The sequence below is a fragment of the Mycobacterium sp. PS03-16 genome, assembly GCF_004570325.1.
GTDB lineage: Bacteria > Actinomycetota > Actinomycetes > Mycobacteriales > Mycobacteriaceae > Mycobacterium.
The window spans coordinates 26,147-53,056 of the sequence record NZ_SPQO01000014.1; the positions used below are offsets into that span (position 1 = coordinate 26,147).

The window sequence follows — 26,910 nt, forward strand, 5'->3', positions numbered from 1 at the left end:
CTTGCGCGAAGAAGGTCGGCTTGTGACGGTATTCCTCAATCTCGGTCAGCGGCCCGACGAATCAGGCCCGCCGATCGGCGGTTCCGCGTCCTACCCGCCCGAGGTGGCGGCGCGCCTGGACCCCGACGCCGCCCGCATCATCGCCCGGTATCCGCAGCCACGCTCGGCGCTGCTGCCGCTGCTGCACCTCGTTCAGGCCGAGGACGGCTGCCTCACCTCGGCGGGGATCGCGTTCTGCGCCAGGCATCTCGGGTTGACCGACGCCGAGGTGACCGCCGTCGCGACGTTCTACTCGATGTACCGGCGCACCCCCACCGGGGACTACCTCGTCGGCGTCTGCACCAACACGCTGTGCGCGATCATGGGCGGCGACGCGATCCTCGACGCGCTGACCGACCACCTCGGCGTGCACGCCGGCGACACCACAGCCGACGGACGGGTCACGCTCGAACACATCGAGTGCAACGCGGCGTGCGACTACGCCCCGGTGGTGATGGTGAATTGGGAGTTCTACGACAACCAGACACCGGTGTCCGCCCGGGATCTGGTCGACGCCCTGCGCGCCGGCCAGCCACCGGACCCGACCCGCGGCGCCCCGCTGGGCACGTTCCGCGACACCGCCAGGACACTGGCCGGGCTCGGCGATCCCCGAGCCGTCACCAACCCCGGACCCACCGGGGAGGCCACGCTGGCCGGCCTGCGGGTGGCCCGCGCGAACGGGATGTCGGCTCCCGATGCGGCCGACGCCACGGCCACACCGCCGGATCCGGAGCTCACCGAGGCGGCCGACTCGACCAGGGACGAACCCGCTCCCGCCCCGGAGTCGGATGGGCCGAGAACGAACGGGTCGGCCTCATGACCGCGCTGACACCGGTGCTGAGCCGGTTCTGGGACGAACCGCAGCCGTGGACGCTCGACACCTACCGCCGCCACGACGGCTACCGGGCGTTGGAGCGGGCGCTCACGATGGACCCCGACGAGGTGATCGCCACCGTCAAGGACTCCGGCCTGCGCGGCCGCGGCGGGGCCGGGTTCCCCACGGGCACGAAGTGGTCGTTCATTCCGCAGGGCGATACCGGGGCGGGCGCCAAACCGCACTACCTGGTGATCAACGCCGACGAGTCCGAACCCGGGACATGCAAGGACATCCCGCTGCTGTTGACAACGCCGCACTTTCTGGTCGAGGGCGCGATCATCGCCGCCTACGCGATCCGCGCGCACCACGCGTTCATCTACGTGCGCGGCGAGGTGGTGCCGGTGCTGCGGCGCCTGCAGGCCGCGGTGGCCGAGGCCTACGATGCCGGCTACCTCGGCACCGACATCCGCGGGTCGGGCTTCGATCTCGACCTGATCGTGCACGCCGGTGCGGGCGCCTACATCTGTGGCGAGGAGACCGCGCTGCTCGACTCGCTGGAGGGCCGCCGCGGCCAGCCGCGGCTACGGCCCCCGTTCCCGGCCGTCGCCGGCCTCTACGCGTCCCCGACGGTGGTCAACAACGTCGAGTCGATCGCCAGCGTGCCCCCGATCCTGCTGCGCGGCATCGACTGGTTCCGGTCCATGGGTTCGGAGAAGTCCCCCGGCTTCACGCTGTACTCGCTGTCCGGGCACGTCACCCGGCCGGGCCAGTACGAGGCGCCGCTGGGCATCACGCTGCGCGAACTGCTCGACTACGCCGGCGGGGTGCGCGCCGGTCACATGCTGAAGTTCTGGACGCCGGGCGGGTCGTCGACGCCGCTGCTCACCGGGGGACACCTCGACGTCCCACTGGATTACGAGGGCATGGCGTCGGTCGGTTCGATGCTGGGCACCAAGGCGCTGCAGATCTTCGACGAGACCACGTGTGTGGTGCGGGCGGTGCGGCGCTGGACGCAGTTCTACGCCCACGAATCGTGCGGGAAGTGCACGCCCTGCCGGGAGGGCACGTACTGGCTGGCGCAGATCTACGCGCGGCTCGAGACCGGTGGTGCGTCGGAGGCCGATCTCGACAAGCTGCTCGACATCTCCGACGCGATCCTGGGCAAGTCGTTCTGTGCGCTGGGTGACGGGGCGGCCAGCCCGATCATCTCGTCGATCAAGTACTTCCGCGACGAGTACCTCGCCCACCTCGACGGCGGCTGCCCGTTCGATCCGCACGCGTCCACGCTGATGGCCGGACAGGAGGTGGGGGTGTAAGTGACGGTCACCGAGCCTTCGAGCCAGGCGCCGCCGGTGGAGATGGTGGAGCTCACCATCGACGGTGTCGCGGTCAGCGTGCCGAAGGGCACGCTGGTGATCCGCGCCGCGGAGCTGATGGGCATTCAGATCCCCCGGTTCTGCGACCACCCGCTGCTCGACCCGGTCGGCGCGTGCCGCCAGTGCCTGGTCGAGGTGGAGGGTCAGCGCAAACCGATGGCGTCGTGCACCACCACAGTCAGCCCGGACATGGTCGTGCGCACGCAGTTCAGCTCCGAGGCCGCCGACAAGGCGCAGCGCGGGGTGATGGAGCTGCTGCTGATCAACCATCCGCTGGACTGCCCGGTCTGCGACAAGGGCGGCGAGTGTCCGCTGCAGAACCAGGCGATGTCCAACGGGCGTGCCGAGACCCGCTTCACCGACGTCAAACGGACCTTCCCGAAGCCGATCAACATCAGCGCGCAGGTGCTGCTGGACCGGGAGCGCTGCGTGCTCTGCGCCCGCTGCACCAGGTTCTCGCAGCAGATCGCCGGTGACCCGTTCATCGAACTGCTGGAACGTGGTGCCCTGCAACAGGTCGGCATCGCACCCGGCGAGCCGTTCCAGTCCTACTTCTCCGGGAACACCGTGCAGATTTGCCCGGTCGGCGCGCTCACGGGCGCCGCCTACCGCTTCCGCGCGCGGCCGTTCGACCTGGTGTCCAGTCCGAGCGTGTGCGAGCACTGCGCGTCGGGGTGCGCGCAACGCACCGACCACCGGCGCGGCAAGGTGCTGCGGCGCCTGGCCGGTGACGATCCGCAGGTCAACGAGGAGTGGAACTGCGACAAGGGCCGGTGGGCCTTCACCTATGCCGGCGTCGGCGATCGCCTCACCACACCACTCGTGCGCGGTGACGACGGTGCGCTGCGGCCGGCGTCGTGGTCGGAGGCGCTGGCCACCGCGGCCGCCGGACTGGCCGCCGCCGAGCGGGCCGGGGTGGTGGTCGGCGGGCGCGCCACCGTCGAGGACGCCTATGCCTACGCGAAGTTCGCGCGGCTGGTGCTCGGCACCAACGACGTGGACTTCCGGGTGCGGCCGCACAGCGCCGAGGAGGCCGACTTCCTCGCCGCGCACGTCGCCGGCCGACCGATGGCCGTCACCTACACCGACCTCGAGAACGCGCCCGCCGTGCTGCTGGCCGGGTTCGAACCCGAGGAGGAATCGCCGATCGTGTTCCTGCGGCTGCGCAAGGCCGCGCGCAACCGCGGTCTGCAGGTGCTCGCCATCGCGCCGTTCGTGAGCGGCGGCCTGGCCAAGCTGGCCGGCCGGCTCATCGCCGCCCGGCCCGGCGGGGAGGCCGCCGCCCTCGACGGCCTGGCCGGCGAGGACCTCCTGCGGATGCCCGGCGCGATCGTTCTGGCCGGGGAGCGGCTGGCCACGTCCCCCGGCGCACTGACCGCGGCGGCACGATTGGCGGCCGCCACCGGTGCGCGTCTGGCGTGGATCCCGCGACGGGCCGGTGAGCGCGGCGCGGTGGAAGCCGGGGCGCTGCCGACGCTGCTGCCCGGCGGCCGGCCGGTCGGCGACGGCACCGCCCGCACGCAGATCGCGGCGGCCTGGAACACCGACGCCCTGCCCGACGCACCGGGCCGTGACACCGCAGCGATCCTCGATGCCGCACGCCGGGGCGCGGTCGGCGCGCTGGTCATGGGCGGTGTCGAACTCGCCGACCTGCCCGACCCGCACGCCGCCCGCGCCGCCCTGGACGCGACGCCGTTCGTGGTCAGCCTCGAGCTGCGCGACAGCGAGGTCACCCGGGCGGCCGACGTGGTGTTCCCGGTGGCGCCGGTGGCCGAGAAGGCGGGATCGTTCCTCGACTGGGAAGGCCGGCTGCGCCCGTTCGGACCGGCGTTGTCCAGCAACGCGATACCCGATCTGCGCGTGCTGAATTTCCTGGCCGACGAGATGGGTGTGGACCTCGGGTTGCCGACGCCGCAGGCTGCCGGGGAGGAACTCGCCCGCCTCGGCCTCTGGGACGGACCCCGCCCGGACCTCGACGTCGACGCCGCGCCGGCGGCCCCACCGGGTCCGGGACAAGCCGTGCTCGCCGGCTGGCGCCTGCTGCTCGACGCCGGCCGGTTGCAGGACGGTGAACCCCACCTCGCGGGCACCGCGCGCCCCGCCGTGGCCCGCCTGTCGGCGGCGACCGCCGGCGAGATCGGCGTCGCCGACGGCGATCTGGTCGCCGTGAGCACCGAACGGGGCCGCATCACGGTGCCGCTGTCGGTCACCGACATGCCCGACGGTGTGGTCTGGCTGCCGCTCAACTCGCCCGGCTCGCAGGTGCACCGCTCGCTCGCGGTCACCGTCGGAGCCACCGTGATGGTCGGGCGGGCCGAGGCATGACCCATCCGGATCCGACCCTGTTCGGCCATGACCCGTGGTGGCTCATCCTGGCCAAGGCCGTCGGGATTTTCGTGTTTCTGGTGCTCACGGTGCTGACGGCGATCCTCATCGAGCGAAAGGTGCTGGGCCGCATGCAGATGCGGTTCGGCCCCAACCGGGTCGGACCCAAGGGCCTGCTGCAGTCGCTGGCCGACGGCATCAAACTCGCGCTCAAGGAGGGCATCACCCCGGCCGGCGTCGACAAGCCGATCTACCTGCTGGCGCCGGTGATCTCGGTGATCCCGGCGTTCCTGGCGTTCGCCGTGATCCCGATGGGCGGCGCGGTGTCGGTGTTCGGCCACCGCACCGCACTGCAACTCACCGACCTCGCGGTCGCGGTGCTCTACATCCTCGCCGTCACCTCGATCGGCGTGTACGGCATCGTGCTCGCCGGCTGGGCGTCCGGATCCACCTATCCCCTGCTGGGCGGCCTGCGGTCGAGCGCGCAGGTGGTGTCCTACGAGATCGCGATGGCGCTGTCGTTCGCCACGGTGTTCCTCTACGCCGGCACGATGTCCACCTCGGGCATCGTGGCCGCCCAGGACCGCACCTGGTACATCTTCCTGCTCGTGCCGTCGTTCCTGGTGTACCTCACCGCGATGGTGGGTGAGACCAACCGCGCGCCCTTCGACCTGCCCGAGGCCGAGGGCGAACTGGTCGGCGGATTCCACACCGAGTACTCGTCGCTGAAGTTCGCGATGTTCATGCTCGCCGAGTACGTGAACATGACGACGGTCTCCGCGCTGGCCACCACGATGTTCCTCGGCGGCTGGCACGCGCCGTGGCCGATCAGCATCTGGGACGGCGCCAATACCGGGTGGTGGCCGCTGCTGTGGTTCACCGCGAAGGTGTGGGCGTTCCTGTTCCTCTACATCTGGCTGCGCGGCACTTTGCCGCGGCTGCGCTACGACCAGTTCATGGCGCTGGGCTGGAAAGTGCTGATCCCCGTCTCGCTGGCCTGGATCATGGTCGTCGCGACCGCGCACAGCCTGCGCGTGCACGGTTCCGGCGCGTGGGCGACCGGTCTGCTCATCGCCGGGACCGTCGCCACGCTGCTGCTGGCCGCCGCGCTGTGGCGCACCCTGCGCTACCGCCCACAGCAGGCCGCATCACCGTCCGACGGCACCAGTGCGTTCCCGGTGCCACCGCTGCCCGGGCGCGCCGCCGACACCCCGAGGGAGACCACGGATGCCTAAGTTGTGGGACGCCGTCGCCGGTTTCGCGGTGACGTTCGGCACCATGTTCAAGAAGCCGATCACCGAGGAGTATCCGGAGAAGCCCGGGCCCGTGGCTCCGCGCTATCACGGCCGGCATCAACTCAACCGCTACCCGGACGGGTTGGAGAAGTGCATCGGCTGCGAGCTGTGCGCGTGGGCGTGCCCCGCCGACGCGATCTACGTCGAGGGCGCGGACAACACCGAGGATGAACGGTTCTCCCCCGGTGAGCGTTACGGTCGCGTCTACCAGATCAACTACCTGCGGTGCATCGGCTGTGGTCTGTGCATCGAGGCGTGCCCGACCCGGGCGCTGACCATGACCAACGAATACGAGATGGCCGACGACAACCGCGCCGATCTGATCTGGGGCAAGGACAAGCTTCTCGCACCGCTGCGTGAGGGCATGCTCGCCCCGCCGCATCCGATGGCGCCGGGCGCCAGCGACGACGACTACTACCTCGGCCGGGTCGGCCCGGTCGCCGAGGACGCCCGGTGACCCCCCACCTGTTCCTGCTCGCCGCCGAGGGCGCGGCGCGCACCTCGACCACTGAAGCCGTCGTGTTCTACGCGCTCGGGGCGATCGCGCTACTCGGGGCGGTCGGCGTGGTCGCCGCGCCGAAGGCGGTGTACTCGGCGATCTCTCTGGCCGCCACCATGATCGTGCTGGCCATGCTCTACATCGCGCAGGAGGCCTTGTTCCTCGGCGTGGTGCAGGTGGTGGTCTACACCGGCGCGGTGATGATGCTGTTCCTGTTCGTGCTCATGCTGATCGGGGTGGACTCCTCGGAGTCGCTGGTCGAAACGCTGCGTGGACAACGCGTCGCCGCGATCGTGGCGGGCACCGGGTTCGGTGTGCTGCTGATCGCGGGCATCGGCACGGTGTCCACCGGGGGTTTCACGGGACTACCCGAGGCGAACAGCGGCGGCAACGTCGAAGGGCTCGCGGTGTTGATCTTCACCCGGTACCTGTGGGCTTTCGAACTCACCGGCGCGCTGCTGATCACCGCCGCACTCGGGGCCATGGTGCTCGCGCACCGGGAACGCTTCGACCGGCGCAAGACCCAGCGTGAGCTGGCGGTCGAACGGTTCAGCGGGACCGGCCACCCGACGCCGATGCCGAACCCCGGTGTGTACGCCCGGCACAACGCCGTCGATGTCGCCGCGCGGCTGCCCGACGGCCGCGCCTCGGAGCTGTCGGTCAGCGCCATCCTGCAGGCGCGGGACGTGACGGCGAACGGGAACAGTGACGCCAACGGGAACGGGAGGAACGGTCAGCGGTGAACCCCGACAACTACCTCTACCTGTCCGCGTTGCTGTTCAGCATCGGCGCCGCCGGAGTCCTGCTGCGCCGCAACGCCATCGTGATGTTCATGTGCGTCGAGCTGATGCTCAACGCCTGCAATCTCGCGTTCGTGGCGTTCTCCCGCATGCACGGGCACCTCGACGGTCAGGTGGTCGCGTTCTTCACCATGGTGGTCGCCGCGTGCGAAGTGGTGATCGGTTTGGCCATCATCATGACCATCTACCGCACCCGCCGGTCGGCCTCGGTGGACGACGCCAGCCTCCTGAGGCACTGATGAGCGCTTGCGCGAAGAAGAGAATGCACTGAGGCCGCGATGACGATTCCGGTGTGGTTGCTGATCGCGCTGCCGCTGGCGGGCGCGGTGATCCTGCTGCTGGCCGGGCGGCGCTCCGACCGGTGGGGGCACCTGCTGGGCACCGCCGCGGCGGTGGCGTCGTTCGCCGTCGGCGCGGTGCTGTTCGCCGGCATGCTGGGCCGTCCCGCCGAGGAGCGGGCCGTCCACGAGACCCTGTTCTCCTGGGTGCCGGTCGGTGAGCTGCGGGTCGACTTCGGCCTGCAACTCGACCAGCTGTCGATGTGTTTCGTGCTGCTGATCACCGGTGTGGGCTCGCTGATCCACATCTACTCGATCGGCTACATGGCCCACGACCCCGGCCGCAGACGGTTTTTCGCCTACCTCAACCTGTTCCTGGCCGCGATGCTGCTGCTGGTGCTGGCCGACAACTACCTCGGCCTCTACGTCGGCTGGGAGGGTGTCGGCCTGGCGTCCTACCTGCTGATCGGGTTCTGGTCGCACAAGCCGTCGGCGGCCACCGCGGCGAAGAAGGCGTTCATCGTCAACCGCGTCGGCGACATGGGCCTGGCGATCGCGCTGATGATCATGTTCGCCACCGTGGGCTCGGTGTCGTTCGCCGGGGTGTTCGGCGCCGCACCGCAACTCGGCGAGGGCACGCTGACCGCGATCGGCCTGCTGCTGCTGCTCGGCGCATGCGGTAAGTCCGCGCAGGTGCCGCTGCAGTCCTGGCTGGGCGACGCGATGGAGGGCCCGACGCCGGTGTCGGCGCTGATCCACGCCGCGACGATGGTCACCGCCGGTGTGTACCTGATCGTGCGGTCGGGCCCCGTATTCGACCTCGCCCCGACCGCGCAGCTCGGGGTCGTCGTGGTGGGCACGGTGACGCTGCTGTTCGGCGCGATCATCGGTTGCGCCAAGGACGACATCAAGAAGGCGCTCGCCGCGTCGACCATGAGCCAGATCGGCTACATGGTGCTCGCGGCCGGGCTCGGACCCGCCGGGTACGCGTTCGCGATCATGCACCTGCTCACCCATGGATTCTTCAAAGCCGGCCTGTTCCTGGGCGCCGGTTCGGTGATGCACGCGATGAACGACGAGGTGAACATGCGCCGCTACGGCGGCTTGCGCAAGGCACTGCCGATCACGTTCGCCACCTTCGGGCTCGGCTACCTGGCGATCATCGGCATCCCGCCGCTGGCCGGGTTCTTCTCCAAGGACGGCATCATCGAGGCGGCGCTCAACGCGGGCGGCGTGCGCGGCTGGATCCTCGGCGGCGCGGCGATTCTCGGCGCCGGCATCACCGCGTTCTATATGACCCGGGTGATGCTGATGACGTTCTTCGGTGAAAAGCGTTGGGACTCCACTGCTCATCCGCATGAGGCGCCGGCGGTGATGACGGCGCCGATGATCGTGCTGGCCGTCGGCTCGGTCGCCTCGGGCGGGCTGCTGGCGATCGGCGGCACGCTGTCGCACTGGCTGGAACCGGTCGTCGGTGCCCACGAGGAGGCGCACGCCGTGCCGGTGGTGGTCGCCACCGTGCTCATCCTGTCCGTCGTCGCGGTCGGCGTCGCGATCGCCTACCGCATGTACGCCCGCCGCGAGGTGCCCACCGAAGTGCCGGGCGGGTCGGCGCTCACGGTCGCCGCGCGCCGCGACCTCTACGGTGACGCCCTCAACGAACGGGTGTTCATGCGGCCCGGCCGGGCGCTGACCTCCACCCTGATCACCGTGGACGACCGCGCGGTCGACGGCGCCGCCACGGGACTGGCGGCGCTGGTGTCCGGGGCGTCAGGAGGCTTGCGGCGCATGCAGACCGGATTCGCGAGGTCCTACGCGCTGGAGATGCTCGGTGGCGCGGCACTGGTGGTCGCGGCGATCCTGGCGGTGAACCTGTGGTGAGCACGGTGCCGTGGCTGAGCATCCTGTGGGCGGCGCCAATCGTCGGCGCCGGTGTGGTGATGCTGATCCCCGCGTCGGGCCGGGTGCCGGCCAAGTGGGTGGCGCTGGCGGTGTCGCTGGTCGCGCTCGCCGTCACCGCGGTGATCACCGTCGGCTTCGACCCCGGCGGTGAGCAGTACCAGTTCGTCGAGAACCGCCGCTGGATCCCGTCGTTCGGCACCGGCTACATCCTCGGCGTCGACGGCATCGCGCTGGCGTTGATCGTGCTGACCGCCGTGTTGGTACCGCTGCTCATCGTGGCCGGCTGGAACGACGCCGACGCCGCACCGCAGGGCCGGTCGGTGCACACCTACCTGGCGCTGACATTGGTCGTCGAGGGCATGGTGTTCATGTCGCTGGTGGCCCTCGACGTGCTGCTGTTCTACGTGTTCTTCGAGGCGATGCTGATCCCGATGTACTTCCTCATCGGCGGGTTCGGCGCCGACCGGGCGGCCTCGTCGAAGGCGGCGGTGAAGTTCCTGCTGTACAACCTGTTCGGCGGCCTGATCATGCTCGCCGCCGTCATCGGGCTGTACGTCACCACCGCGGGCAGCGACGCCTTCAGTGCTTCAGGGGGTGGCGGCACGTTCGACTTCCGCGCGATCGTCGCGGCGGTCTCGGCCGGCGAGTTCGCGGTCAACCCGGCCGTGCTCAACATGATGTTCCTCGGCTTCATGTTCGCGTTCGCGGTCAAGGCGCCGCTGTGGCCGCTGCACCGCTGGCTGCCCGACGCCGCGGTCGAGGCCACCCCGGCCAGTGCGGTGCTGATGATGGCGATCATGGACAAGGTCGGCACATTCGGCATGCTGCGCTACTGCCTGCAGCTGTTCCCCGACGCGGCCACGCTGTTCCGGCCGGTCATCATCACGCTGGCGGTGGTGGGCATCGTCTACGGGGCCGTGGTGGCGATCGGGCAGACCGACGTCATGCGGCTGATCGCCTACACGTCGATCTCGCACTTCGGGTTCATCATCCTCGGCATTTTCGTGATGACCAGCCAGGGACAGTCCGGGTCGGCGCTGTACATGGTCAACCACGGCATCTCGACCGCCGCGCTGTTCCTGATCGCCGGATTCCTGGTGTCGCGCCGTGGATCTCGGCTGATCGCGTCCTACGGTGGGGTGCAGAAGGTCGCGCCGGTGCTGGCCGGCACGTTCCTCGTCGCCGGTCTCGCGACGCTGTCGCTGCCCGGGTTGGCGCCGTTCATCAGTGAATTCCTGGTGCTGATCGGCACATACACCCGCTACCCGGTGCTCGCCGTGCTCGCGGCGACCGCGCTGGTGCTCTCCGCGGTGTACGTGCTGTGGATGTACCAGCGGATGATGACCGGGCCCGTCACCGACGGCAACGAGCGGCTGCGCGACCTGCTGCCCCGCGAACTCGCCGTGGTGGCTCCGCTGATCGCGCTGCTGCTGGTCCTCGGCGTGTACCCGAAGCCGGCGCTCGACGTCATCGATCCGGCCGTCGGCCACACGTTGACCACCATCGACCAGCGCGACCCGGCACCCGGTCTGGCCGAAGGGAGCCGCTGATGATCCCCACCCCGAACGTCGAATACGGTCTGCTGTCCCCGATGCTCATCGTGCTGGGCGTGGCCATCGCGGGCGTGCTGGTCGAGGCGTTGGCGCCGCGCGCGATTCGGTACCGCATCCAGGTCACGCTGGCGCTGGCCGGGTCGGCGGCCGCGCTGGTCGCGGTGGCGCTGGTGGCGCGCGCAATGTCCGGTGAGATCGGTAGGCCCGCGGTGATGGGCTCGGTGATGATCGACCGGCCCGCCCTGTTCCTGCAGGGCACCATCCTGCTGGTCGCGGTGCTGGGCCTCCTGCTGATCGCCGAGCGCCGAATCCCGGTGGCCGCCGACGCCCCCGCCGATGCGCGTTCCGCCGCAAGGGGGATGGACGGGTTCACACCGCAGGCGTCGGTGGTGCCGGGCAGCGTCGCCGAACAGGTGGCCACCCGGGCGGGCGCTATGCAGACCGAGGTGTTCCCGCTGACGATGTTCGCGGTCGGCGGGATGCTGCTGTTCCCGGCCGCCGACGACCTGCTCACCATGTTCATCGCGCTCGAAGTGCTGTCCCTGCCGCTGTACCTGCTGTGCGGCCTGGCCCGGCGCCGGCGTCTGCTCTCGCAGGAGGCGGCGCTGAAGTACTTCCTGCTGGGCGCGTTCTCGTCGGCGTTCTTCCTCTACGGCGTCGCGATGCTCTACGGCTATGCCGGCACCCTCGACCTGCGTGGCGTCGCCGCCGCGGTGGCCGACGGATCCGGCAAGACGTCGCTGGCGCTGATCGGGACGGGCCTGCTGCTGGTCGGGGTGCTGTTCAAGGTGGGGGCGGTGCCGTTCCACTCCTGGATCCCCGACGTCTACCAGGGCGCGCCCACGCCGGTGACGGCGTTCATGGCTGCCGCCACCAAGATCGCGGCATTCGGCGCGATGCTGCGCATCTTCTACGTGGCGCTGCCCGAACTGCGGGCCGATTGGCGGCCGGTGCTGTGGGTGATCGCGATCCTGACGATGGTCATCGGCACCGTGACCGCGGTGACCCAGACCGACGTCAAACGCATGCTGGCGTATTCGGCGGTCGCACACTCCGGGTTCATCCTCACCGGCGTGATCGCCGAGAACCGGCCCGGGCTGTCCTCGACCCTGTTCTACCTGTTCGCCTACGGGTTCAGCACCGTCGGCGCGTTCGCGGTGGTCAGTCTGGTCCGCGACGCCGACGGTCAGGAGGACACGGCGATGGCGCGCTGGGCGGGCCTGGGTCGGCGCAATCCGCTCGTGGGCGCGGTGTTTTCGCTGTTTCTGCTGGCTTTCGCCGGGATTCCGCTGACCAGCGGGTTCGTCAGCAAGTTCGCGGTGTTCAAGGCCGCCGGTGAGGGTGGGGCGATTCCGCTGGTGGTGGTCGGCGTGATCGCCAGTGCCATCGCCGCCTACTTCTACGTGCGGGTGATCGTGCTGATGTTCTTCACCGAGCCGCCGGCCGACGCGCCGCAGGTGATGGTGCCCAGTGGGCTGACGACGGCGGCGGTGACGGTCACCGCCGCGGTGACGCTCGCACTGGGCGCGCTGCCGCAGCCGCTGCTGGACCTGGCCAACAGCGCCGACCTCTTCGCGGGCTAGCCAGGCGACGGGACCTCGCGCCTCACCACGGGTAGACGGCGCCCGTGTCGCCGCGGAACTGAGCAGTGGGGCCGTCGTCGCCGATCGTGGCCATGGCGACCGCCACCTTGGCGCCCTCGGCCGGGTCACCGGCCCCCGGGGTGGGCAGTCCCCCGTTGAGTTCGGTGGCGCGGTAGCCCGGGCAGACGGCATTGACCTTGACGTTGTCGGCCCGCAGCTCATTGGCGTACAGCACGGTCAGCGCGTTCAACGCCGCCTTGGAGGTCTGATAGGCGGCCTGGTTCAGCTTCGTCACCTCGACGTCGGGGTCGGCGATCAGCGCGATCGACCCCATCGCGCTCGAGACGTTCACGATGCGCGGGGAGCTCGACCTGCGCAGCAGAGGGAGGAACGTGTTGGTCACCGCGGCCACCCCGAAGACGTTGGTGTCGAACGTGCGGCGTAGATCGTCGACGGTCATCGCCGATGCGGGGTCGAGTCCGCTGGTGATGGCGGCGTTGTTGACGAGGATGTCGAGCCGTCCGGTGGCGCGGTCGACGTGCTCGGCAGCCGCGGAAACGGATGCCGGATCGGTGACGTCGAGCCGGAGGAACTCAACGTCGAGTCCCTGCTCGGTCAGGACACCGGCGGCTGCCCGGCCGCGGCTGACGTCTCGCGCGGCGAGGTAGACGTGGTTTCCGCGCTCCGCGAGCTGGCTGACGATGTGGTATCCGATTCCCCTGTTGCCACCAGTGACAAGGGCGACGCCGGCGTTCACGTTCATGATTCCCACAGTTGCCCGCGCGTCGGACCGGTGCCAGACACACATTGTGTCAGCCACGAATCCCCGCGTGGGCGGCATACTCGGGGGCATGGATCAACGGCCCATGGCGCGTTTCCTGCGCGACCGTCGGGCCCGGCTTCGGCCCAGCGACGTCGACCTGCCTTCTGACGGACCCCGCCGGACGGCGGGTCTGCGGCGCGAGGAGGTCGCCGCCTTGGCGCACATCTCCGCGTCGTACTACACGCGGCTGGAACAGGCTCGCGCGTCGCGGCCGTCGTCAGAGGTCCTCAGCAGCGTGAGCCAGGCGCTCAAACTCAGCGATGACGAGCGCACCTTGCTGTTCACGCTCTCGGGCCGCTCACCCGAGGAGGACAATGCGCAAACGCGACGCGATGTCGCGCCGAGCGTCATCGACCTCATCGATCGAATGCCCGACACGGCGGCACTGATCCTGGATGCGAAGTACGACATTCTGGCGTGGAACAGTCTGGCGACCGCGGTCTTCGGGGACCTGTCCGCAATCCCGGGTCGTCAGCGCAACCTCGTGCGTTCCTTCTTCCTCGAACCCGACCCGGCCCGGCGCCACCACGGCGTCAGTGGCAGCGAGGATTTCGCACGGTTCGCCGTCAGCCAGCTACGCGCCGTCACCGAGCGTTATCCGCGCGACCGCGATCTACAGGCGCTGATCGCCGAACTACGCGGCACCAGCCCTCGATTCGACTCACTGTGGCATGGGGTCGACGTCGTCGTCCCGCGCCACCAGATCAAATCCATGACCCATGCCGTCGTCGGGCCGATCGACCTGCACTGCGACCTGCTGTCGATCCCGGATCGCGATCAGTTGATGATCCTGTTCACCGCCGACGCGGGAACGCCGTCGCATGACGCGTTGTCCCGGTTGTCGCGCTACGCCAGCAGTCCGACCTGCCGGTAGAGCGCCTCGAGGTAGCGCTTCATCTGCCGTGCGGTGAGCGGATCCGGTTGCAGCACACGGTAGGTGGTGGCGCCGGCGAGCATGTCGACCAGCACATCCAGGTCGGCGTCGGCGGCGATCGTGCCGTCGGTCTGCGCCCGCTCGAGCATCGCGATGGTCAGCGCCCGGCGCGGTGCGATGTGGTGGGTCCAGTAGGTCTGCATGAGCATCGGATGGGTGACGGCCGACCCGTAGACCTGGGCGACGAGCGCGCGAAATCTCGGGTCGGCGGCGGTTCGGGCGGCGGCCGCCACATTGCGGGCGACGAGGTCGCGCGGCGCGATGGCGGCGATCTCCTCGGCCGTCGGCCACCGGACGTCGGCGGCGACGTGCGCCTCGATCGCATCGGCGACCAACCGCTCCTTGGTGGGCCACCGCCGGTAGACGGTGGGTTTCCCGACGCCCGCCCGCTTGGCCACCTGTTCGATGCTCATGCCGGTGATGCCGTGCGCGATGAACAGGTCGAGTGCGGCCGACAGGATCGTGGCGTCCAGCGCCGGGTCCCGGGGACGTCCACGGCTCGCGGTCACCGCACGGATCCGGTCGTCAATGCCGACTGCAGCCAGTGCCGCAGGCCGTGGGCGTCGTCGGCGGACACCAGCGCCCATCCCCCGGCGAGTTCCGCACCGGGGATGCCGGGAACGCGGTCGCCCGGTCGCAGGTGGCGGCGAAGCGACGACGGGCGGTTCGCCAGCGGCACGACGACGTGGTCCCGGATCATACGGCCGACCGGGCTCTGCGCGACGTTGATCTTGGTGGCGAAACTGGTGCCGCGCAGCACCTCGGTGGCAAGCGGTCGCCGCTCGGCCTCATAGGTGTCGAGCAGCGCGGGCTCGGCGCGCCGGTCGACCACCAGCGCCAGCTTCCACGCCAGATTCTCGGCGTCACCGAGGCCGGTCAGCATCCCCTGACCGCCGAACGGCGCATGGGTGTGCGCGGCGTCGCCGGCGAGGAACACCCGACCGCGGCGATAGGTATCGGCGAGCCGGCGATGCACGCTGAACATCGAAAGCCACTCAGCGGCGGTCACGTGCACATCGCGCCCGGTGCGCTCGGGCAGGATGCGCCGCAGCCGCGTCAGGATCTGGGCATCGGTGGGCCGGTCCGCCCGGCCGGGGTCGTAGGCGATCACCCGCCACAGACCGTCGGGCATCGGCATCACGCCCACCATGCCGTCGGGGTGGATCCACCCGGTGGTACCGGTCCGGTCGAGATCCCAGTCCAGTCGCACGTCGGCCAGCAGGAACCGTTCGGAGAGCCGCACTCCCGGGAAATCGATGCCCGCACAGCGGCGTGTGGTGCTGGCGGCACCGTCGCAGCCGAGCAGCCACTACGCGCGGACGCGTTCGTGCGTGCCCAGCGTGACGGACACCCCGCTGCCGTCTTGGCCGAACTCGGTCAACGCTGCGCCCCAGGAGATTTCGCCGCCCAGTTCGGTGAGCCTGGCTCGCAGCACGCTCTCCACGGCGGCCTGTGAGATCACCATCGGCGGGGCGGCGGTGTGCAGCTGCGGATCACCGAACCGCACCCGCATGACCGGCTTGTCCCCGAGGTAGGTGGTGATGCGCATGGCAGGCACCGACCGCTCGGGCAGGTCACCGAGCGCGCCGATGCGGTCGAGCACCTCGGATCCGCGGGCATGCAGGAAGTTGGCGGCGCTAAGTTCGACCCATGACTTCGCTCGTCATGCAGGCCGACCACGGCGCCGTCCGCGTCCTCACCATGAACCGTCCCGAGGCACGCAACGCGCTCGGCCGTGCGCTGTTCGGTGCCCTGTACGACGCGCTGTCCGAGGCCGACGCCGACGAGGCGGTGCGCGCGGTGGTGCTCACCGGCGCCGATCCGGCGTTCTGCGCGGGCGTCGACCTCAAGGAGGCCGCCCGCGACGGCGCTCGCTACTTCGGCGAATTCGCCTCCCGCAGCTGTATCACCCGCGTCGCCGAGATGACCACCCCGATCATCGGCGCCGTCAACGGCGCGGTGTTCACCGGTGGACTGGAGATGGCGCTGGGTTGCGACTTCCTGATCGCCTCCGACCGCGCGGTGTTCGCCGACACCCACGCCCGCGTCGGCATCCTGCCCGGTGGCGGCATGACCGCCCGGCTGCCGCAGGTGGTCGGCGCGGCGATGGCCCGGCGGCTGTCGATGACCGGCGAGGTGGTCGACGCCGCGCGGGCCGAACGCATCGGGCTGGTGACCGAGGTCGTCTCGCACGACCGGCTGCTGACCCGGGCGCTCGAGCTGGCGACCCAGATCGCCGAGGTCCCCGCCGCGACGATGGCCGGGCTCAAGGAGATCTACTCGCGCGGAACCGGTCCGGCGCTCTCCCCCGCGCTGGCCGCCGAACGCGACATCGCGTCGGCCCAGGTGCGCGACTTCATCGGCCTCGGGGAGCGTTTCGAGAAGGTGATCGCGCGGAACCGGTCGCAGATCACGCCGGGTTAGCCGACCTGCCGCTGCGGTCCGGTGTCGGACTGGGCGAACCACCGCCCGCCGTGGCTGCCGATGCGGATCGGATGATTGAAGCAGGCGCTGATCGCGTCGGAGGTCAACACGCCGTGCACCGGGCCCTGGGCGATCACCCGACCGTCCCGTAGCAGCAACGCATGGGAGGTGGTCGACGGAATCTCCTCGATGTGGTGGGTCACCAGCACCGTCGCCAGCTGCGGATCGGTACGCCGCAACCCGTCCATCGCGGCCAGGAGTTGTTCGCGCGCAGCCAGATCCAGACCGGTGGCCGGCTCGTCGAGGATGAGCAGATGCGGCTCACCGATCAGCGCGCGGGCGATCAGCGCGCGTCCGCGTTCACCCTGTGACAGCACCTGCCAGCGGGCGTCGGCGCGTCCGGTCAGCCCGAGAGAGCCGATCAGTTCCTCGGCACGGTCGGCCTGCTCGGCCGTCGGCGTCCAGCGCGGGACGAATTCGGGGGTGTTGGTCAGGCCGGTCAGCACCACCTCGCGCACCGACAGGGGTGCGTCGACGCGGTGGCGCGGGTCGACATGACCGATGTGGGTGCGCAGTTCCCGCATGTCGACCCGGCCGAGCCGGTGGCCCAGCACCTCGACGGTGCCGCTGCTGGGATGCGCGATCGCGCCGAACAGGCTGAGCAGCGTGCTTTTGCCGGCGCCGTTGGGGCCCAGCAGCACCCAGCTCTGCCCGGCTTCGATGTGCACGGTGACGTCGGCGAGCAGATGCCGTCCGCTGCGCACCACGCCGACCGCCTCGGCACGCAGGAGGTCGGGCCGGTGGGCGGTCTTGGTCACGTCACACTCCTGGGGCGTTTGAGGATGAACTCCACGGTGGGCCGGCCCCCGAACTCCGGGCGTGGGCCGGTGGTCATCTCGACCTGCCTGCGCGCCTGCTCGCGCACCGGGGTTGCGGGATCCAGCACCGACAGATAACGCTCGTGCGCGGCCAGCGATTCCACCGCCGCGTCGATGAACCCGTCGACGGTCTCGCCGTGGGTGGCGTCCGGGCCGTTCTCGAACAGCCACTCCGGCGGGTCGGCCATCGAGTCGTACGCCGCGGCGACCGCGGTGGCGAACTCGATGTGGTCGCGCTGGTTGGGTGAGCCGGGCGCCCACTCGGGGCCGCTGTAGATCGTGATCACCACGTCCGGCGCCACCGTGCGGATGGTGTCGACGATCCGGGCGCGCAGCGCGGGGGTGTCTCGGATGCGGCTGTCGGGGAAGTCCCAGAACTGCACGTCGTGCACGCCGACGACGGCGGCCGACCGGCGCTGCTCCTGCTCCCGGAGCGGTCCGGCCTGCTCCGGCGCCAGTCCCGCGATACCGGCCTCGCCGCGGGAGGCGAGCGCGTAGTGCACGACGCGGCCCTGCGCGGTCCACTTCGCGACCGCGGCGCCGATACCGTATTCGGGGTCGTCGGGATGCGGCACCAGGACCAGCGCGGTGCGCCAGCCGGCCGGGAACGGTTGCAGGGTCACCGCCCTATGCCACCACACCGCCGATCAAGATCGCGCTGGTCTGCTCCACCCAGTCCTCATCGAGGTCGACTCCGGGCCGCAGCAACAGGCCGAGCATCGTGGCGCCGCCGATCACCTCGATGAGCCGGTCGGGGTCGACATCGCCGCGGACCTCGCCGCGGGTGACCGCGTCGGCCAGCCGCGCCCGCACCGCGGCGAACACGCCGGTGAACCGCTCCATCACCCGCGCCCCCAGCTCCGCGTCGTCGGCGATGTCGGCGATCAGCCCGGGCAGCGCCGCCCGCACCACGGGGCTGGTGAACACGTCGCGGGTCGCGGCGACCATCGCGCGCACGTCGGCGGCGATGTCCCCCGCCGGCGCGGACAGCGCGGTGGGTGCGGCCGGGAACGCGGCCTCGTGCACCAGCTCAGCCTTGCTGGACCACCGGCGGTACAGGGCGGTCTTCGTGGTGCCGGCCCGCTCGGCCACCGCGGCCATGGTCACGTTCGAGTAGCCGATTTCGGCAAGCAGATCCGCGGTGGCGCGCAGTATGGCAGCGTCGATACGCGGGTCACGGGGACGTCCCGCGGACTGGGCCTTGTCAACCGATGACGGGTCTGCTTTCATATCGCTACTCACCGTATCGTAATTACGGGCGAAAGGGTGCACGGATGCCTCACGAACCGGCTGTCGAAGAGGTCAGCCGCCTGCAGCGGGCCAGCCGCGACGTCACAACGCTGCCCGGCATCCTGTCGGGCTGGCTGGCCACCCAGCTGCCCGACACCGCGCCGGAAGTGTTGGTGGAGAGCGGGATCGACGCCAACGGCATGTCCTCGGAGACCATCGTGCTCACCGTGCGCTGGGAGGACGCCGGGGGCCGCACCGAGCAGCGCTTCGTCGCGCGCGTCGCGCCGTCGGCGCACGACGTGCCGGTGTTCTCCGACTACCGCCTGGACCACCAGTTCGAGGTGATCCGCCTGGTCGCCGAGAAGACCGGCGTGCCGGTGCCCACGGTGCGCTGGCTCGAACCGACGGGATCGGTCCTGGGCACGCCGTTCTTCCTCATGGAGTACGTCGACGGGCTGGTTCCGCCCGACGTCATGCCCTACACGTTCGGTGGGAACTGGTTCTACGACGCCCCGGCCGAACGGCAGCGGGAGCTGCAGGACCGCACGGTGGCGGTGCTCGCCGAACTGCACGCGATCCCCGATCCGCAGGACGCCTTCGGGTTTCTGGTGAGAGGTCCCGGGGACACCGCGCTGCGGCGGAACCTCAACTGGCTCAAGGACTGGTACGAGTTCGCGGTGCGCGACATCGGCCGCTCGGAGCTGATCGAGCAGGCGCTGGCCTGGCTCGAACAGCACTGGCCGGCCGACATCGCCGCCGGCGACCCCGTGCTGGCCTGGGGCGACGCCCGCATCGGTAACGTGCTCTACCGCGACTTCGCGCCGGTGGCCGTCCTCGACTGGGAGATGGCCACCCTCGGCCCGCGGGAGCTCGATGTGGCGTGGATGATCTTCGCCCACATGGTGTTTCAGGAGTTGACCGGGCTCGCCGGCCTCGAGGGCATGCCGCACTTCATGCGCGAGGACGAGGTGAAGGCCACCTATGCCGAGATGACCGGTGTACACCTCGGCGATCTGCACTGGTTCTACGTGTACTCCGGGGTCATCTGGGCGTGTGTGTTCATGCGCACCAGCGCCCGCCGGGTGCGGTTCGGCGAGATCGAACCGCCCACCGACGTCGAATCGCTCTTCTATCACGGCGCGTTGCTGCGCCGCCTCATCGAGAGGAACCCGTGATGCTCGGCCCCATGGACGAATTCCCGGTGCACCAGGTGCCGCAGCCGATCGCCTGGCCGGGTTCGTCGGACCGCAACTTCTACGACCGGTCCTATTTCAACGCCCACGATCGCACCGGTGACCTGTTCCTCATCACCGGCATCGGGTACTACCCGAATCTCGGCGTCAAGGACGCGTTCGTGCTGCTGTCGCGCCGCCGCGGCGGCGAGAGGGGCCTGCTCGGCGACACGCACACCGCGGTGCACCTGTCCGACGCCATCGACTCCGACCGGCTCCACCAGCACGTCGGCGCATACCGCGTCGAGGTCGACGAGCCGCTGCACAAGCTGCGCATCGTGATGGACGAGACCGAAGGTGTCGCAGTGGATCTCACGTGGGAGGGCCTGTACGGCGTCGTGCAGGAACAGCCCCACGTCCTGCGCACCGGCAACCGGGTGACGCTGGACGCGCAACGCTTCGCCCAGGTCGGCGCGTGGAGCGGCCGCATCGCCGTCGACGGCGAGGAGATCGTGGTCGATCCGTCGACCTGGATCGGCACCCGGGACCGGTCCTGGGGCATCCGTCCCATCGGGGAGGCCGAACCGGCCGGGCGCCCGGCCGATCCGCCGTTCGAGGGCATGTGGTGGCTGTATGTGCCGATGGCGTTCGAGGACTTCGCGATCGTGCTGATCATTCAGGAGGACCCCAGCGGATTCCGCTCGCTCAACGACTGCACGCGGGTCTTCACCGACGGGCGGGTCGAGCAGCTCGGTTGGCCCCGGGTGAAGGTTCACTACACCTCGGGAACCCGCATCCCCCACGGCGCCACCATCGAGGCGGCCACCCCCGACGGTGACCCACTCGTCTTCGAAGTCGAGTCGAAGCTGCCCGTGCCGATCCACATCGGCGGCGGTTACGGCGGCGACAGCGACTGGATCCACGGCGTCTGGAAGGGCGAGAAGTTCACCGAGCGCCTCGATTACGACCTGTCGGACCCCGCGGTGTCCGGCCGCGCGATGTTCGGTGTCATCGACCACGTCGGCCGGGCCACCTGCCAGGTCGGCGGCCGCACCCTCGAGGGTTGGGGCCTGTTCGAACACGGCGCGCTGGGCCGCCACGACCCGTCCGGCTTCGCCGACTGGCTGACCGTCGCGCCCTAGGCGATGGCGAACAACGCGGCGGCCGCCGCGGCCTCCACCCCGCAGTAGAACCAGTTGGGATAGAACGTGGTCCGGTCGCCGAGCACGGCGGCGATCACCCGACCACCGGCCATGCCCGCCAGCGCCGCTCCGACGGTGATCAGGACGCCGGTGCGTACCGGCCCGTCCTGCCAGAGGGCCGCCAGCAGGACGGCAGTCACCCCGAGGCCGAAGCCGCCGTAGACGGCGCGCACCTCCGACCGTGCGGTGCCGGTTGTGACGTCGATACCGAATGGGCGGATGAGCGCCGCCGGCGCCGCGAGCGCGTAACACCCCATACCGGCGAAGAACACGGCGACGACGACGATCACGGCAGCGGCCACGGTAACCTCCGGGAGAAGACACATCGGCTGGGGTCGGGGGTCAGCATGTCGGACGCCATCGCCTCGGCGCTTCCACGAACGTGCTCCCCGACGGTGTGGTTGTGGCCCGGGCAGGCCCTCTACGCCGGGCCCGGACTGGGGTTGGCGCCACACTCGGGGTCGGTGTCCTGCCTGGCGGTGGCCGTCGACGGACTCCTCACCGTGACGATGGGCTCGGTGATCGTGCGGGCGGTGAGCGTGCTGATCCCGCCGCGGACCATCCATCACCTGAACACCCGCGACGTTCGGCCTGTCCGCGACCGCGCTGCTCAGCAGCGGTGTGGTGGTGCGGACCCCGTGATCACGCCGGCTGCCGTTCCGGGGCGGGCACCCTGCCGAACACCATCGACTCCTCGATCCGGTCGAAGCGGTGGTCGATCGCGTCGAGGACGTAGTTGTGCCGCACCTTCCAGGGCCGGCGGGTGCCCGAACGCGGCAGTGCGTGCGGGGCGCGCTTGATGTAGTTGGCTTCGAGGTCCCACGTCAGCTTCTCGCTCATCGGCACCTGCCCCAGATGCGGGTAGGCGTGGGTGTAGCCGTGTTCGCCCATGTAGGCCAACAGCTTTGCGACCGCGCGGGCGGTCATGTCCGCGCGCAGCGTCCAGGAGGCGTTGGTGTAGCCGATGCACCACGCCAGGTTCGGCACGTCCTCGAGCAGGTATTCCTTATAGACGAACCGGTCGGTGGGCTTGATCTCGTTGCCGTCGATGAAGATCCGGATACCGCCGAGCGCCTGCAACTGCAGGCCGGTGGCGGTGACGATCACGTCGGCGTCGATCCGCTTCCCGGACTGCAGCACGATGCCGTCGGCGTCGATGCGCTCGATGTGGTCGGTGACGACCTCGGCCTCCCCGGCACTGATGTGCTCGAAGAGATCCCCGTCGAGCACGAGGCACATTCGCTGATCCCAGGGGTTGTACCGCGGCTTGAAGTGCACGTCGACCGGGTAGCTCTGCGGGAGCGCGGCGACGGTCCGGTTGCGGATCAGCCAGCGGCCGAACCGCGGCGCCTTGCGGAACATCGTGTACAGCAGGATGTGGATCATCGCGTTGCGGAAGCGCACCACCGGATGCGACAGCCGCTGCGGCAGCCACCGGCGGATGAACTCGACCATCGGGTCGACCCGCGACATCGACATCATGTACGTGGGTGAGCGTTGCAGCATGGTCACGTGCGCGGCCTTCTCCGCCAGGGCCGGGATCAGGCTGATGGCGGTGGCGCCGCTGCCGACGACCACCACCCGCTTCCCGGAGTAGTCCAGCGTCTCGGGCCAGAACTGGGGGTGGACCACCTCGCCGCGAAACTCCTCGATGCCGGGGAACTCCGGGCGGTACGGGTCGTCGTAGTTGTAGTAGCCGGTGCCGCAGAACAGGAAGCGGCCCCGGTAGACCTTCTCCTCGTCACCGCCGGGGCCGGAAGCCACCGTGCGCACGGTCCAGGTGTCGGTGGCGGAGTCCCATTCGGCGGAGGTGACGCGGGTGTTGAACCGGATGTGGCGGTCGATGCCGTACTTGGCGGCGGTGCGGGTGAGGTACTCGCGGATGTGCTCGCCGTCGGCCACGTTTTCCTGCCGCGTCCACGGCTCATAGGGGTAGCTGAGCGTGAAGATGTCGCTGTCCGAACGGATCCCCGGATAGCGGAACAGGTCCCACGTCCCGCCAATCCGCTCCCGGCGCTCGAGCACCGTATAGCTGAGCTGCCGGTTCTTCTCGTGGATCCGGTAGGCCGCCCCCAACCCGGAGATGCCCGCGCCGATGATCACCACATCGGAGTACTCAGCCGTGCCGTCACTCATGGAACCTCCATTGGTCCGCATCCGTACCGACCCCACCATAGGGCTCCGTCGCACAGCGAGTCGACGGTCTCCGCCAAACCGATCCCCGTCGATCTCGCTCGCGGGTCCGAACAACGCCGTGATCATCTGCCCAGCGTGAGAGCCTGGTGCCATGAACGTGGGGGACAACGTCGACGTCGTCGTGGTGGGCGCCGGCTTCGCGGGGTTGACGGCAGCGCGTGAGCTGGTGCGGCTCGGCCACGACGTCACGGTGCTCGAGGGCCGCAACCGGGTCGGTGGGCGGGCGCTCACCGGCACCGTCGCCGGCACACCGGTCGACCTGGGGGCAACGTTCATCGGCCCCACCCAGGACGCGGTGCGGGCGCTGGCCGCCGAGTTGCGCTGTGAGACCGTGCGCACCCACAACCGCGGCAAGAACCTGATCCGCTGGCGCGGCCGGGTGCGCTCCTACCGCAGCACCGTCCCGCGCCTGTCGATACTCGAACTGCTCGACGTGTCGCGAATCCAGTGGCGCTTCGAGCGGCTGTGCCGGCAGGTGCCCGTCGCCGCGCCGTGGACGGCGTCCTCGGCGCACCGGCTCGACGAGCAGAGCCTCGAGCAGTGGTTGCGATCGGTGCACGCCAACGCCTCGACCCGCGACCTGATGGCGATCATGTCCAGGGTCACCTGGGGCTGCGAGCCGGACGCGGTGTCGATGCTGCACGCGGTGCGCTACGTCAAGGCGGCCGGTGGCATCGGGCGGATGCTCGACGTGGACGGCGGCGCGCAGCAGGACCGCTTCCCCGGCGGCGCCCAGCAGATCGCGCTGCGGATCGCCGAACAGCTCGGCGGGCGGGTGCGGCTCGGCACCCCGGTGCGGCGGGTGCACCGCCACGCCGACGGCACGCTGTGCGTCGACACCGACCACGGGCAGATCGCGGCGCGCGCGGTGATCGTCGCCATCGCGCCCGCGCACCGGTCGGCGATCACGTTCCAGCCGCCGCTGCCCGAGGGGTACGCCGAGCTGGCCGGGCACTGGCCGCAGGGCCGGTTGAGCAAGGCCTACGCCGCCTATGAGACGCCGTTCTGGCGCGACGGCGGATGTTCGGGCGAGGCGCTGTCCGACGAGGGGCCGGTGTTCATCACCTTCGATGTCAGCCCGTCGGAGGCCGGTCCGGGCATCCTGCTCGGCTTCACCGACGCCGCCACCTTCGACGGGCTGGCGCCGCAGGAACGCCGGGAGCGCGCGGTGGCCGGGTTCACCGCGCTGTTCGGCGAGCCGGCCGCCCATCCGATCGACTACGTCGACCACCTGTGGGGCGCCGAGGCGTTCGCCCCCGGCGGCCCGACCGCGGCGGTGCCGCCGGGTTCGTGGACGGACTACGGCCCGTCGCTGCGGGCGCCGGTCGACGGCATCTTCTGGGCGGGGACCGAAACCGCCGACGAGTGGACGGGATTCCTCGACGGCGCGGTGCGGTCGGGCCGGCGCGCCGCGGCCGAGGCGCACGCGCGGTTGGCGGGCTAGCGGTCAGGAGGTGGCGCGCTGCCCGCCGGTCGCCGACGTGGCCAGCCTCCGCAGTGCGCGGTTGACCTCGGCGGGGCATTCGAGGATCGCGCAGTGCCCACCGGGCAGCTCGACGAACTCCGCGAGATCGGGCGCCAATTCGGCGATCCGGCGCGACGAGGTGATCGGCAGCAGGCGGTCCTTGGTGCTGCCGATGACCAGCGTCGGCACCGTGAGGCTCTCCAGCCCGATGTGGCGCGGTCCCAGCTTGTCGACCAGCACCCCGGCCCATCCGCCGCGCCCGGCCGCCGGTGTGGCGGCGAACAACTCGTAGACGAACTCCGCGACAGCGGGATCGGCGGTGCGGCCCACCGCCAACGCCGAGACGAACCGGCGGCTCGGCCGCTGCGCCGCGGCGAACAGCGGCGCCGCCCCGAACGTCTTGAGCATGCGCCCGCCGGCCAGCACGCGGGCGGCCGACAGCCGGCGCGGCACCGGCAGGAACTGGACATCGCGCAGCAGATCGCCGGTGGTGGTGTTGATCAGCGCCGCGGCGGCGATGCGCTGCGCGACGCGTTCGGGGTAGCGCTGCGCCCAGGAGGTGATTGCGATGCCGCCCATCGAGTGACCGGCGATGACCGCGCGCTCATGGGAGCGCACCGTGGCGTCGAGCACGGCGTCGAGATCGGCGGCGAGGTAGTCGAGGCTGTAGTTTCCGCGCCGCGGCGGCACACCGCTGCGGCCGTGACCGCGGTGGTCGTAGGCGATGACGCGGAAATCCGTCGCCAAATCGGCGATCTGATAGGCCCACACTCGGATGGCGCAGGTGATGCCGTGGGCCAGCACCACCGGCGGGGCGTCGTCGGGGCCGAAGACCTCGGTGTGCAGCCGCACCCCGTCGATGGAGCGGACCGGGACCACGCGGCTCGGCGGCAGCGCCTGCGCGGCGGCGAATCGGCTGGGCGGTGCGGCGCGTCCCACGGCGGGCTCCCTCCACCCGGCGACGGTGCCGGGTCTGTCGAGCTTAGCTGGCCGTCACCAGGACCGGCTTGATGACCGCGCCGGTGGTGGCCGCCGACCAGGCCGCACCGAAGTCCTCGAACGCATACGTGGTGACCAGCCGGTGCAGCGGGAGTTCGCCGGAGCGGGTCAGTGCGGCCAGGTGCGGGATGAGTGTGTGGGGTTCGCTGTCGCCCTCCACGACACCGCGCACGGTCAGGCCCTTGCCCATGATCAGGCCGACGGGCAGCGGCGCGACCGGCGCGCCGAGTCCGAGCAGGGCCAGGGTGCCGCGGGGCCGCAGCACGGTCAGCGCGGTCATCAGCACGTCGGGCACCGCGGTGGTGTCGACGGCGGCGTGCGCACCGCCGCCGGTGAGCTCGGTAAGGGCGGCGGTGACGTCGGCGGCGGAGTCGGCCGGGTCGACGGTTGCGGTGGCGCCGAACTCGGCGGCCAGGTCGCGCCGGGATGCGACGGGGTCGACGGCGACGATCGTGCGGCAGCCGGCGACCCGGGCGCCCATCACCGCCGACAGCCCGACCGCGCCCGCGCCGAATACGACGACCGACTGCTCGGGCCGCGCGGCGAGCGCGTTGAGGACTGTCCCGACGCCGGTCTGCACGCTGCAGCCGAGCGGCGCCGCCAGCGCGGGGTCGAGGTCGTCGCCGATCGGCACGGCGTTGCGCTGGCGGGTCAGCGCGTACGTGGCGTGGCTGGATTGGCCGAAGAATCCGCCGGCGACCGGACGACCGTCGAGGCGCAGCGCGCTGGTCTCCCCTCCCCCGTCGCCGCGCATGTTGAGGTCGGTGGAGTGCACGCAGTAGGCGGGTTGGTGCGCGGCGCAGTACGGGCAGTGCCCGCAGCTGGCGAAGGTGAGCACCACCCGCTGGCCGGCAGACAGCGTGGCGTCCGGGCCGGTGGCGGTGACGGTGCCCGCGCCTTCGTGGCCGAACACCATCGGCGTCCGGCGTTGCGGCCAGCGGGCGGCGACGCTGACGTCGGTGTGGCAGATGCCGACCGCGTCGATGCGCACCAGCAGCTCGTCGGCCACCGGCGGCCGGATGGCGACGTCGGACAGGACGGGATGGGCACCGGCTTCCAGCAGGACCGCGGCACGGGCGTCGATCACCCCGGGATGTTAAATGAACGGCAGTCGGCGACA

At 70.5% G+C, this 26,910-nt stretch carries 24 protein-coding genes and 1 pseudogene; 15 read left to right on the plus strand and 10 right to left on the minus strand.

Features of this window, described 5'->3' with window-relative positions; translation table 11 throughout:
- Positions 1-22: 22 nt before the first annotated feature.
- The 10 genes from nuoE to nuoN are packed head-to-tail and all read left to right on the plus strand — an operon-like array spanning position 23 to position 12,467.
- On the plus strand, positions 23-859 hold the full coding sequence (gene nuoE, locus E4P42_RS13805; RefSeq protein WP_209305773.1) for an NADH-quinone oxidoreductase subunit NuoE: 837 nt from the start codon (positions 23-25) through the stop codon (positions 857-859).
- Positions 856-2,172, plus strand: a complete 1,317-nt coding sequence (gene nuoF / locus E4P42_RS13810; RefSeq protein ID WP_135126642.1) for an NADH-quinone oxidoreductase subunit NuoF — start codon at positions 856-858, stop codon at positions 2,170-2,172. The genes nuoE and nuoF overlap by 4 nt, the downstream gene beginning before the upstream one ends.
- Complete coding sequence (locus E4P42_RS13815; RefSeq protein WP_135126643.1) at positions 2,173-4,557, plus strand: NADH-quinone oxidoreductase subunit G; 2,385 nt, start codon at positions 2,173-2,175, stop codon at positions 4,555-4,557.
- Entirely contained in the window at positions 4,554-5,792 is a 1,239-nt protein-coding gene (gene nuoH / locus E4P42_RS13820; protein ID WP_135126644.1) for an NADH-quinone oxidoreductase subunit NuoH, read from the plus strand. The genes E4P42_RS13815 and nuoH overlap by 4 nt, the downstream gene beginning before the upstream one ends.
- Positions 5,785-6,309, plus strand: coding sequence for an NADH-quinone oxidoreductase subunit NuoI (nuoI, locus tag E4P42_RS13825; RefSeq protein ID WP_135126645.1), 525 nt, complete (start codon positions 5,785-5,787; stop codon positions 6,307-6,309). Before nuoH ends, nuoI begins: the two co-directional genes overlap by 8 nt.
- An 8-nt stretch (positions 6,310-6,317) precedes the next feature.
- Positions 6,318-7,094, plus strand: coding sequence for an NADH-quinone oxidoreductase subunit J (locus E4P42_RS13830; RefSeq protein WP_245234023.1), 777 nt, complete (start codon positions 6,318-6,320; stop codon positions 7,092-7,094).
- The gene (gene nuoK / locus E4P42_RS13835) at positions 7,091-7,390 is read left to right on the plus strand and encodes an NADH-quinone oxidoreductase subunit NuoK (RefSeq protein ID WP_135126647.1); all 300 of its coding nucleotides are present in this window, start codon (positions 7,091-7,093) and stop codon (positions 7,388-7,390) included. The genes E4P42_RS13830 and nuoK overlap by 4 nt, the downstream gene beginning before the upstream one ends.
- Positions 7,391-7,429: 39 nt before the next feature.
- Positions 7,430-9,310 (plus strand): NADH-quinone oxidoreductase subunit L, encoded by a 1,881-nt coding sequence (gene nuoL / locus E4P42_RS13840; protein WP_135126648.1) that lies wholly within the window; start codon positions 7,430-7,432, stop codon positions 9,308-9,310.
- Complete coding sequence (locus tag E4P42_RS13845; protein ID WP_135126649.1) at positions 9,304-10,881, plus strand: NADH-quinone oxidoreductase subunit M; 1,578 nt, start codon at positions 9,304-9,306, stop codon at positions 10,879-10,881. The genes nuoL and E4P42_RS13845 overlap by 7 nt, the downstream gene beginning before the upstream one ends.
- Positions 10,881-12,467, plus strand: coding sequence for an NADH-quinone oxidoreductase subunit NuoN (nuoN, locus tag E4P42_RS13850; RefSeq protein WP_167759485.1), 1,587 nt, complete (start codon positions 10,881-10,883; stop codon positions 12,465-12,467). The genes E4P42_RS13845 and nuoN overlap by 1 nt, the downstream gene beginning before the upstream one ends.
- Before the next feature lie 22 nt (positions 12,468-12,489).
- Here the strand turns inward: nuoN and E4P42_RS13855 are convergent, their stop codons facing one another.
- Positions 12,490-13,230: an SDR family oxidoreductase gene (locus E4P42_RS13855; RefSeq protein ID WP_135126650.1), complete on the minus strand. Its 741-nt coding sequence runs from the start codon at positions 13,228-13,230 to the stop codon at positions 12,490-12,492.
- A gap of 88 nt (positions 13,231-13,318) precedes the next feature.
- Between E4P42_RS13855 and E4P42_RS13860 the strand changes: the two genes are divergently transcribed.
- Complete coding sequence (locus tag E4P42_RS13860; protein WP_135126651.1) at positions 13,319-14,164, plus strand: helix-turn-helix transcriptional regulator; 846 nt, start codon at positions 13,319-13,321, stop codon at positions 14,162-14,164.
- Here the strand turns inward: E4P42_RS13860 and E4P42_RS13865 are convergent.
- Together E4P42_RS13865 and E4P42_RS13870 are read right to left on the minus strand one after the other, a co-directional pair.
- Positions 14,137-14,733 (minus strand): TetR/AcrR family transcriptional regulator, encoded by a 597-nt coding sequence (locus E4P42_RS13865; protein ID WP_245234014.1) that lies wholly within the window; start codon positions 14,731-14,733, stop codon positions 14,137-14,139. The genes E4P42_RS13860 and E4P42_RS13865 overlap by 28 nt on opposite strands.
- A pseudogene (locus E4P42_RS13870) lies at positions 14,730-15,863 on the minus strand (FAD-dependent monooxygenase); the annotation flags it as partial. The gene E4P42_RS13865 and the pseudogene E4P42_RS13870, both read right to left, overlap by 4 nt.
- 11 nt (positions 15,864-15,874) lie before the next feature.
- On the opposite strand from E4P42_RS13870, the gene E4P42_RS13875 reads away from it, so the two are divergent.
- Positions 15,875-16,648 carry an enoyl-CoA hydratase gene (locus E4P42_RS13875; RefSeq protein WP_135126653.1) on the plus strand — a complete coding sequence of 258 codons (774 nt, stop codon included), beginning with the start codon at positions 15,875-15,877 and terminating at the stop codon, positions 16,646-16,648.
- Here the strand turns inward: E4P42_RS13875 and E4P42_RS13880 are convergent.
- The 3 genes from E4P42_RS13880 to E4P42_RS13890 are packed head-to-tail and all read right to left on the minus strand — an operon-like array spanning position 16,645 to position 18,756.
- Positions 16,645-17,466 (minus strand): ABC transporter ATP-binding protein, encoded by an 822-nt coding sequence (locus E4P42_RS13880; protein WP_135126654.1) that lies wholly within the window; start codon positions 17,464-17,466, stop codon positions 16,645-16,647. The two genes, E4P42_RS13875 and E4P42_RS13880, sit on opposite strands and share 4 nt — an antisense overlap.
- Positions 17,463-18,149, minus strand: coding sequence for a PIG-L deacetylase family protein (locus E4P42_RS13885; RefSeq protein WP_135126655.1), 687 nt, complete (start codon positions 18,147-18,149; stop codon positions 17,463-17,465). Before E4P42_RS13885 ends, E4P42_RS13880 begins: the two co-directional genes overlap by 4 nt.
- A 4-nt stretch (positions 18,150-18,153) precedes the next feature.
- The gene (locus E4P42_RS13890; RefSeq protein ID WP_135126656.1) at positions 18,154-18,756 is read right to left on the minus strand and encodes a TetR/AcrR family transcriptional regulator; all 603 of its coding nucleotides are present in this window, start codon (positions 18,754-18,756) and stop codon (positions 18,154-18,156) included.
- A gap of 44 nt (positions 18,757-18,800) precedes the next feature.
- Between E4P42_RS13890 and E4P42_RS13895 the strand changes: the two genes are divergently transcribed.
- Together E4P42_RS13895 and E4P42_RS13900 are read left to right on the plus strand one after the other, a co-directional pair.
- Entirely contained in the window at positions 18,801-19,931 is a 1,131-nt protein-coding gene (locus E4P42_RS13895; RefSeq protein WP_135126657.1) for a phosphotransferase family protein, read from the plus strand.
- Positions 19,931-21,070, plus strand: coding sequence for a hypothetical protein (locus tag E4P42_RS13900; RefSeq protein WP_135126658.1), 1,140 nt, complete (start codon positions 19,931-19,933; stop codon positions 21,068-21,070). The genes E4P42_RS13895 and E4P42_RS13900 overlap by 1 nt, the downstream gene beginning before the upstream one ends.
- On the opposite strand, the gene E4P42_RS13905 is transcribed toward E4P42_RS13900, so the two are convergent.
- Both E4P42_RS13905 and E4P42_RS13915 read right to left on the minus strand, forming a co-directional pair.
- Positions 21,067-21,432: a DUF4345 domain-containing protein gene (locus E4P42_RS13905; RefSeq protein WP_245234015.1), complete on the minus strand. Its 366-nt coding sequence runs from the start codon at positions 21,430-21,432 to the stop codon at positions 21,067-21,069. The genes E4P42_RS13900 and E4P42_RS13905 overlap by 4 nt on opposite strands.
- A 340-nt stretch (positions 21,433-21,772) precedes the next feature.
- Positions 21,773-23,266, minus strand: coding sequence for an NAD(P)/FAD-dependent oxidoreductase (locus tag E4P42_RS13915; protein ID WP_135126660.1), 1,494 nt, complete (start codon positions 23,264-23,266; stop codon positions 21,773-21,775).
- Between the two features lie 151 nt (positions 23,267-23,417).
- Here E4P42_RS13915 and E4P42_RS13920 point away from each other — a divergent pair, with 151 nt between their 5' ends.
- Positions 23,418-24,770 (plus strand): flavin monoamine oxidase family protein, encoded by a 1,353-nt coding sequence (locus E4P42_RS13920; protein WP_135126661.1) that lies wholly within the window; start codon positions 23,418-23,420, stop codon positions 24,768-24,770.
- 3 nt (positions 24,771-24,773) lie between these two features.
- On the opposite strand, the gene E4P42_RS13925 is transcribed toward E4P42_RS13920, so the two are convergent.
- Both E4P42_RS13925 and E4P42_RS13930 read right to left on the minus strand, forming a co-directional pair.
- Positions 24,774-25,730, minus strand: a complete 957-nt coding sequence (locus tag E4P42_RS13925) for an alpha/beta fold hydrolase (protein WP_135126662.1) — start codon at positions 25,728-25,730, stop codon at positions 24,774-24,776.
- Positions 25,731-25,773: 43 nt separating this feature from the next.
- Positions 25,774-26,877 carry an NAD(P)-dependent alcohol dehydrogenase gene (locus E4P42_RS13930; protein ID WP_135126663.1) on the minus strand — a complete coding sequence of 368 codons (1,104 nt, stop codon included), beginning with the start codon at positions 26,875-26,877 and terminating at the stop codon, positions 25,774-25,776.
- Positions 26,878-26,910 lie beyond the last annotated feature (33 nt).